Annotated in this window: 6 protein-coding genes; 5 read left to right on the top strand and 1 reads right to left on the bottom strand. The window is 49.0% G+C overall.

Annotation, left to right across the window (positions count from 1 at the left end; all coding sequences use genetic code 11):
• Positions 1–134 precede the first annotated feature (134 nt).
• Positions 135–2,246: a glutamine synthetase III family protein gene (locus WMO62_RS15425; protein ID WP_349145238.1), complete on the bottom strand. Its 2,112-nt coding sequence runs from the start codon at positions 2,244–2,246 to the stop codon at positions 135–137.
• Positions 2,247–2,439: 193 nt separating this feature from the next.
• Here WMO62_RS15425 and hydF point away from each other — a divergent pair, with 193 nt between their 5' ends.
• The 5 genes from hydF (at position 2,440) to WMO62_RS15400 (ending at position 7,510) form a co-directional block, all read left to right on the top strand.
• Positions 2,440–3,681: a [FeFe] hydrogenase H-cluster maturation GTPase HydF gene (hydF, locus tag WMO62_RS15420; protein WP_349145237.1), complete on the top strand. Its 1,242-nt coding sequence runs from the start codon at positions 2,440–2,442 to the stop codon at positions 3,679–3,681.
• 11 nt (positions 3,682–3,692) lie between these two features.
• Entirely contained in the window at positions 3,693–4,127 is a 435-nt protein-coding gene (locus WMO62_RS15415) for an RrF2 family transcriptional regulator (protein ID WP_118438506.1), read from the top strand.
• Between the two features lie 86 nt (positions 4,128–4,213).
• Positions 4,214–5,005, top strand: a complete 792-nt coding sequence (locus WMO62_RS15410; protein WP_349145236.1) for a ZIP family metal transporter — start codon at positions 4,214–4,216, stop codon at positions 5,003–5,005.
• 65 nt (positions 5,006–5,070) lie between these two features.
• Complete coding sequence (locus WMO62_RS15405; RefSeq protein ID WP_349145235.1) at positions 5,071–6,249, top strand: class I SAM-dependent methyltransferase; 1,179 nt, start codon at positions 5,071–5,073, stop codon at positions 6,247–6,249.
• Positions 6,242–7,510: an alanyl-tRNA editing protein gene (locus tag WMO62_RS15400; RefSeq protein WP_349145232.1), complete on the top strand. Its 1,269-nt coding sequence runs from the start codon at positions 6,242–6,244 to the stop codon at positions 7,508–7,510. Before WMO62_RS15405 ends, WMO62_RS15400 begins: the two co-directional genes overlap by 8 nt.
• Positions 7,511–7,634 lie beyond the last annotated feature (124 nt).

The following is a 7,634-nucleotide window of genomic DNA, read 5'->3' as shown; positions in this document are numbered from 1 at the left end:
TGACATCATTATATCAGAAAAGCGGTTCTAACAATAGCAAAACCCCGCAAAAGCGGGGCTTTGTCTACAGTCTGAGGAGGTGGTAATTAACCACCTCCTATTTGTTTATGCCATTTCAGCACATATTATATATATTACACTTCAAATATCAGATCACCATAGGAAGGCATTGGCCATACTTCTTTATCAACCAGCATTTCCAGCTTGTCTATCGGAGCACGAAGGTCCTCCATAGCAGGCATTACGTGATCATGGTAGAAATGAGCACGATCTTTATTGTCTTCGATACCGGATGCTTCTGTACTCATCTTGCGAAGGACACGGACCGCAGCATTGGCCTCGTTAAGCAGGGAGGTGATATCCCTGAGCAGATCAGACTGCACAGACGGAGATACGCCAACTGCGTTGAGGGACTGAACAATATTGGACAGGGTACCGGTGTAGTTGATCACAGCCGGAAGGATCTGTTTTACCGTCATGTCGATCATGGTCAGTGCTTCGATGTTGATCGCCTTATTGTAGGTCTCATATTTGATCTCTGCACGGGAATGAAGCTCTGCTTCATTAAATACGTGGAACCGCTCAAACATGCGGATGGATTTCTCAGTCGTCAGTGCCGGGATCGCATCAACCATGGAGCGCAGATTTGGGAGACCACGGCGGGCTGCTTCTTCTACCCACTCCTCAGAATATCCGTTTCCGCCGAAGATGATCTTGCGGTGCTCAGAGATATACTGAATGGTCAGGTCATGAAGTGCAGTCTCAAAATCATCTGCTTTTTCCAGAATATCGCAGGCATCTGCGAAAGCTTCTGCAGCAATGGTGTTGATTACAACAGTAGAATGGGCGATAGAATCGCGGGAACCTACCATACGGAATTCAAATTTATTATTGGTAAATGCAAACGGTGAAGTACGGTTACGGTCAGTCGCATCTTTGGTAAAGTCCGGAAGGGTCTTAACACCAGTGTGGAGTTTGTGACCACGCAGACTGTGGGTTGCATTTCCGGTGCTTAAGAGCTGATCCAGCACATCATCCAGCTGCTCACCAAGGAAGACAGAGATGATGGCAGGCGGAGCTTCGTGAGCACCAAGACGATGGTCATTTCCTACATTGGCTGCAGATTCGCGGAGCAGGTCTGCGTGGATATCCACTGCTTTTAACAGGCAGGCAAGGATCAGCAGGAACTGTTTGTTCTCATGTGGCCGTTTACCCGGATCAAGCAGATTGATGCCGTCATCAGTGGTCAGAGACCAGTTGTTATGTTTGCCGGAACCATTGACACCGGCAAATGGTTTTTCATGAAGCAGGCAGACCAGACCCTGCTGGGAAGCCACACGTTTCAGAGTCTGCATCATGATCTGGTTGTGATCAGCTGCCACATTTGCCTCAGCATAGATTGGAGCAAGCTCATGCTGTGCCGGAGCCACTTCGTTATGCTGTGTCTTGGCAGGTACACCCATCTTCCAGAGCTCTTCATTGACTTGGCGCATATAACCACCAACGCGCTGGCGAAGAGTACCAAAATAGTGATCGTCCAGCTCCTGACCCTTTGGAGGCATAGCACCAAACAGGGTACGGCCGGTATAGATCAGATCCTTTCTCTGGAGATATTTATTGCGGTCGATCAGGAAATATTCCTGCTCAGCACCGATGGAAGGAACCACTTTCTGAGAGGTGGTGTTTCCAAAGAGACGGAGCAGACGGAGTGATTGTTCCTGAACAGCTTCCATGGAACGAAGAAGAGGTGTCTTCTGGTCCAGTGCTTCGCCGGTGAAGGAGCAGAATGCGGTGGGGATACAAAGAATCGCTCCAGCAGCATCCTCGCGGATAAATGCAGGAGAAGTGCAGTCCCAGGTAGTATAGCCTCTGGCCTCAAAGGTTGCACGAAGTCCGCCTGACGGGAAGGAGGAAGCGTCCGGTTCTCCCTTTATCAGATCTTTTCCTGAAAATTCCATCAGAACAGATCCATCTTCCTTTGGCGAGGTGATAAAAGCGTCATGTTTCTCGGCGGTGAAGCCAGTCAGCGGCTGGAACCAGTGTGTATAATGTGTAGCTCCCTTTTCAATTGCCCATTTCTTGATGGCTGCGGCTACCACATCAGCGATGGCCGGATCCAGGTCTTTTCTTCCTTCAATAGTTTTGCGGAGCTCATAGTAGATGCTCTTCGGAAGATACTGGCGCATAGCCTTGTCATTGAAGACATTGGTGCCAAAAATATCCATGATCGAATGCGTATTTTCCATAATCCAATCCTTTCCTCTTGATGGTATCAACATATCAACATGACAACAGAACTTATTACTCTGAATAATGAACCTGCTGCCTTTTATAAGATACAATATGAAAAGGAAAATCACAATAGGAAAGTGAAAACTTTCCGATTGTATTATGGATAGAAATTCCCTATAATAGATATATGAAAAGGAGGGATACTGGATGGGGATGAATGAAACTCCTTCCGGAGAACGGATCCACATTGGATTCTTTGGTCGGAGAAATGCAGGAAAATCCAGTCTGGTCAATGCAGTGACCGGTCAGGATCTGGCGGTGGTGTCCGATGTGCGTGGCACGACGACCGATCCGGTGACAAAGGCTATGGAGTTGTTGCCTATGGGACCGGTGGTGATCATTGACACACCAGGATTTGATGACGAAGGATCCCTGGGAGAACTGCGGATCAGGAAGACCAGACAGGTGCTCAACCGGACCGATGTGGCAGTGCTTGTGGCAGACAGTACCGAAGAACTGAAACCCTGCGATAAGGAGCTGCTGGAACTGTTCCGAAAAAAAGAGATTCCATATCTGATCGCCTGGAACAAATGTGATCTGCTGGATGAAAATGCAGAAGAAAAACTTCTGCGGACAGATTCTGACGGATCGATTCCGACAGCAGGCATCTGCGTCAGTGCCCTGCAGAAGACAGGCATTCAGGAACTGAAGGAGTGCATTGCTCATCTGGGTCAGGAAGACAGCGGAAAAAAGGCTCTGGTACGGGATCTGATCAGACCGCTGGATCGGATCATACTGGTGATCCCCATCGACAAGGCAGCTCCTAAAGGGCGTCTGATCCTTCCTCAGCAGCAGGTGATCCGGGATATTCTGGATGGAGGAGGAGCGGCAGTCTGTGTGCGGGACCATGAACTGGCACAGACCTTGCAGGTATTTCAGAAGCCGCCGGCTATGGTGATCACAGACAGCCAGGTATTCGCCCAGGTGTCTGAAGTGGTGCCGGAAGAGATCCCTCTTACATCATTTTCCATTCTGATGGCCCGTTATAAAGGACTTCTGGAGGAGGCTGTTCAGGGTGTGACAGCCATTGATCAGCTGAAGGATGGTGATACAGTGCTGATCTCGGAAGGCTGTACGCATCATCGGCAGTGCGATGACATCGGAACAGTTAAACTACCGCGTCTGCTGAGAAGCTATACAGGTAAGGAGCTGAACATTGAGACCAGCTCCGGTATGGGATTTCCGGAAGATCTGTCACCCTATGCCATGGTGATCCACTGCGGTGGATGCATGCTTAATGAGAGGGAAGTACGTTTCCGTATGAAATGTGCGCAAGATCAGGGAGTGCCCATCACCAATTATGGAATTGCCATCGCCCATATGCGGGGCATTTTGAAACGAAGCACCCAGATGCTGCCGCAGGTGCGGAAAATTCTGGAAAAACAATAAGGAGACAGAGAATGAAAATATCAACAAGAGGCAGATATGCCCTTCGCATGATGCTTGATATGGTCTTGTCGGATTCGGACAAACCGGTGAGAGTCAAAGAGATCGCAGAGCGCCAGGAGATATCTGAGAAATATATGGAGCAGATCATGTCAGTTCTGAACAAAGCTGGTTTTGTGAGAAGTGTCAGAGGACCTCAGGGAGGCTATTTCCTGACGAAAAAGCCGGAAGAATATACGGTAGGCATGATTCTTCGGTTGACAGAAGGAAGTTTAAGCCCGGTAGACTGTCTGGAAGAAGGCGCACCGGTGTGCAATCGTATGGACAGCTGTACCACCATTCTGCTCTGGAGAAAGCTGGATGATGCCATCCGTGGGGTGGTGGATCATGTGACTCTGCAGGATCTGGTGGACTGGAGCCAGGAACAGAATCACGATTATATTATTTAAAATCACTCCGGGGTCCTGGTGAAGGCTCCGGAGTAACTAAGACAAGTAGGTTAGCATAGACTAATAATAAGATGGGAGAAAGATATATGACGGTAGAGGTGATCAAAGGTATTCTCATTCCATTCCTCGGGACATCGGCAGGAGCGGGATGTGTATTCTTTATGAGAGGGAAGATTCATCCGTTGGTACAACGGGCATTGATTGGATTTGCATCAGGAGTTATGGTGGCGGCATCAATCTGGAGTTTGTTGATACCGGCCATGGAACAGGTGACATCAGAAGGTATTGCAAAGGTGATTCCGGCAGTAGCGGGATTCTGGTTTGGCATTTTATTCTTGCTGCTGCTTGATCATGTGATCCCGCATCTGCATATGAACAGCGAAGAAGCAGAAGGGCTGGAAAGCGCAAGGACAAAATTACAGCGTACGACCATGCTGGTGCTGGCTGTGACCCTTCACAATATTCCGGAAGGAATGGCAGTGGGCGTGGTCTATGCCGGATGGATGTCCGGGGAGACCAGCATCACAGCTCTTGGAGCTCTGGCACTATCAGTGGGAATTGCCATTCAGAACTTTCCAGAGGGAGCAATCATTTCCCTTCCATTAAAAGCAGAAGGCATGAAGAAGGGGAAGGCATTTGTCTACGGGGTTCTGTCTGGTGCGGTGGAACCCATAGGGGCATTTCTCACCATACTTGCAGCAGGACTGATCATACCGGCACTTCCGTATCTGTTAAGCTTCGCAGCGGGAGCCATGATGTATGTGGTGGTGGAGGAACTGATTCCGGAAATGTCAGAGGAACCTCATTCGGATATTGGTACTCTGTTGTTCGCATTTGGATTTACTTTAATGCTTGCATTGGATGTAGTTCTTGGATGATGGAAAAAACTGTGCTATACTGACACAAAAGCGTCCGTCAGGAGATGGGCATAAGGAGTGAATGGATGGAAGTACAGATGACAGAGCTTAAGAGTGCGCTTCAGAACCTCTGGAGTGATGGCTTATATAAAATTATTTTAAGTAATGCTATAAAAAAAGAGTCGGAGGGAGCTGCCTACCGGAAAGTTGTGCTGAACCGAAAGACCAATGGCTGGCAGGCGGAGCAATATACGGAGAAGCAGGTATTTCACGAAAATCTGAAAGCCGATCAGGTGAGACCATTTGTGGAACAGGCGCTGGAACAGGCATTTCGTCAGTGCAGCGGTTGGGATGGAGAGTGGGAGCATACGATCCGCATTTCTAAGAAGGGAAAAGTTACCGGCAGTAAAAAGCGGGTGGCAGCCACCCAGGCACCTAAGGCACAGACAGAAAACAACCGGAAGAAACATTATCTGCTGGAGGAAGGAACCATCATTCCGCCGCTGGTGGATATGGGAATCTTTACGGCAGAAGGCAAGATCGTCCGCACCATGTATGACAAATACCGTCAGATCAACCGTTTTGTGGAACTGATCGATGATGAGATCGATGCTCTTCCCACAGATCAGACCATACGGATCGTGGATTTTGGATGCGGAAAATCTTATCTTACTTTCATCCTCTACTATTATCTGGTGGAACTGAAGAAGCGGGATGTGAAGATCACCGGACTGGATCTGAAGGCAGATGTGATCGCCAACTGCAACAAAGCAGCGAAGAAGTATGGATATGACCGGCTGACCTTTGAGGTCGGTGATATTGGTGGTTATGAGAGCGATGAGCCCATTGATATGGTGGTATCTCTTCACGCCTGTGATACGGCTACGGATTATGCCCTGTATCATGCGATCCGCTGGAAAGCAAAGCTGATCTTTTCTGTGCCCTGTTGTCAGCATGAGCTGAATGGGCAGATGAAGAGTGAGAATCTGTCGATCCTGACCAGATACGGAATCGTAAAAGAACGGACAGCGGCATTGATGACCGATGCGATCCGTGCAAATCTGCTGACAGAGAGCGGCTACCGGACACAGCTGCTGGAGTTTGTGGATCTGTCCCACACACCGAAGAATCTGTTGATCCGTGCGGTGCGTGCAGTGATTCCGGGTTCTGCGAAAAAGCAGGCACGTGCAGAGATCGATGCCATTGAAAAAGAATTCGGACTGGAGCCGACACTGGATAAATTGTTGAAAGAGACACATGCTTAATTCAAGGCATATGACAGAGGAGACAGATATTATGGAAGAAAAACATCTGGCATCCGGTAGTGATGCCACAGAAAAATTATATTATCACGACAGCCATGGCAGAGAATTTACTGCCACGGTACTGTCCTGTGAGGAGAAGGTTACTGCCACGGTACTGTCCTGTGAGGAGAAGGTTACTGCCAAGGGGAAAAAGGAAGGATATCGGGTAGTTCTGGACCGCACCTTATTTTTCCCGGAAGGAGGCGGACAGTTCGGGGATCAGGGTTGGATCGATGGAATCAAAGTGACAGATACCCATGAGAAAAATGGAGTGATCTATCATGAGACAGAAGCCCCGATTGCCGTGGGAACAGAAGTAAAAGGTGAACTGGACTATAAGGAACGTTTTTCCAGAATGCAGCAGCACACAGGAGAGCATATGCTGTCCGGTATCATTCATCGCCTGTATGGATATGACAATGTAGGATTTCATCTGGGAGCAGCCGAGACCACCATGGATTTTAACGGAGAACTGACATCGGAGCAGGTGCGGGAAGTTGAGACACTGGCCAATCAGGCAGTCTGGGATAATATTCCGGTGGAGATTCTGTATCCAACTAAGGAAGAACTGGCTTCCATGGATTATCGGAGCAAGATCGAGATCGAAGGACAGGTGCGGATCGTCCGGATCGGGGATGTGGACATGTGTGCCTGCTGTGCACCTCATGTAAGCCGCACCGGTGAAGTGGGTATGATCAAAGTGATCAGCTGCGACCGCCACAGAGGCGGCTGTCGTATGACCATTCAGTGCGGTGACCGGGCACTGGAAGATTACCGGAAGAAGCAGGATGGGGTGACTGCCGTATCGGTAGCTCTGTCAGCACCGTCGGAGAAGGTCGGGGATGCGGTTCTTCATATGAAAGAGCAGATGGACAAGATCCGTATGAAGCTTAATCAGATGCAGGCTTCTTACCTGGCAGGCAAGCTGGAAGAGATCAAGGCGGATGATAAATTTGTCTGCCTGTTTGAAGAAGAACTGGACAACATTGCTGTGCGGAATTTTGTAAATGATGCCTGCGAGCGCTGTCAGGGAATCTGCGCTGCATTCGTAGGAACAGATGAGACTGGTTACCGCTATATTATCGGAAGCAGTTCCACCGATGTCAGAGAGTTTGCGAAAAAACTTAATGAGGCATTCAGCGGAAAAGGCGGCGGAAAGCCGGAGATGGTACAGGGATCCTTGAAAGGTTCCAGAAGTGACATTGAGAAACTGTTCGCATAAGTGCATAAGAAAAGCTGTCGCCAGCCGGGAGAACCGGCGGACGGCAGCTTTTTTGTGTTTGCGCGCCATGGGCACGCTCTAACGGGTGCAAGTCCCGAACATGCCCAGATAGTGGGAAGTGTAT

The sequence above is a fragment of the Hominiventricola aquisgranensis genome (assembly GCF_040096225.1).
In the GTDB taxonomy this organism is placed as follows: Bacteria; Bacillota; Clostridia; order Lachnospirales; family Lachnospiraceae; genus Hominiventricola; species Hominiventricola aquisgranensis.
This window is presented reverse-complemented; position numbering and strand designations above follow the sequence as displayed.

Bases quoted from the DNA above. Each gene is read 5' to 3' on its own strand.
- WMO62_RS15400 (WP_349145232.1), top strand. From the start codon at position 6,242: ATGCTTAATTCAAGGCATATGACAGAGGAGACAGATATTATGGAAGAA.
- WMO62_RS15425 (WP_349145238.1), bottom strand. From the start codon at position 2,246: ATGGAAAATACGCATTCGATCATGGATATTTTTGGCACCAATGTCTTC.
- hydF (WP_349145237.1), top strand. From the start codon at position 2,440: ATGGGGATGAATGAAACTCCTTCCGGAGAACGGATCCACATTGGATTC.
- WMO62_RS15405 (WP_349145235.1), top strand. From the start codon at position 5,071: ATGGAAGTACAGATGACAGAGCTTAAGAGTGCGCTTCAGAACCTCTGG.
- WMO62_RS15415 (WP_118438506.1), top strand. From the start codon at position 3,693: ATGAAAATATCAACAAGAGGCAGATATGCCCTTCGCATGATGCTTGAT.
- WMO62_RS15410 (WP_349145236.1), top strand. From the start codon at position 4,214: ATGACGGTAGAGGTGATCAAAGGTATTCTCATTCCATTCCTCGGGACA.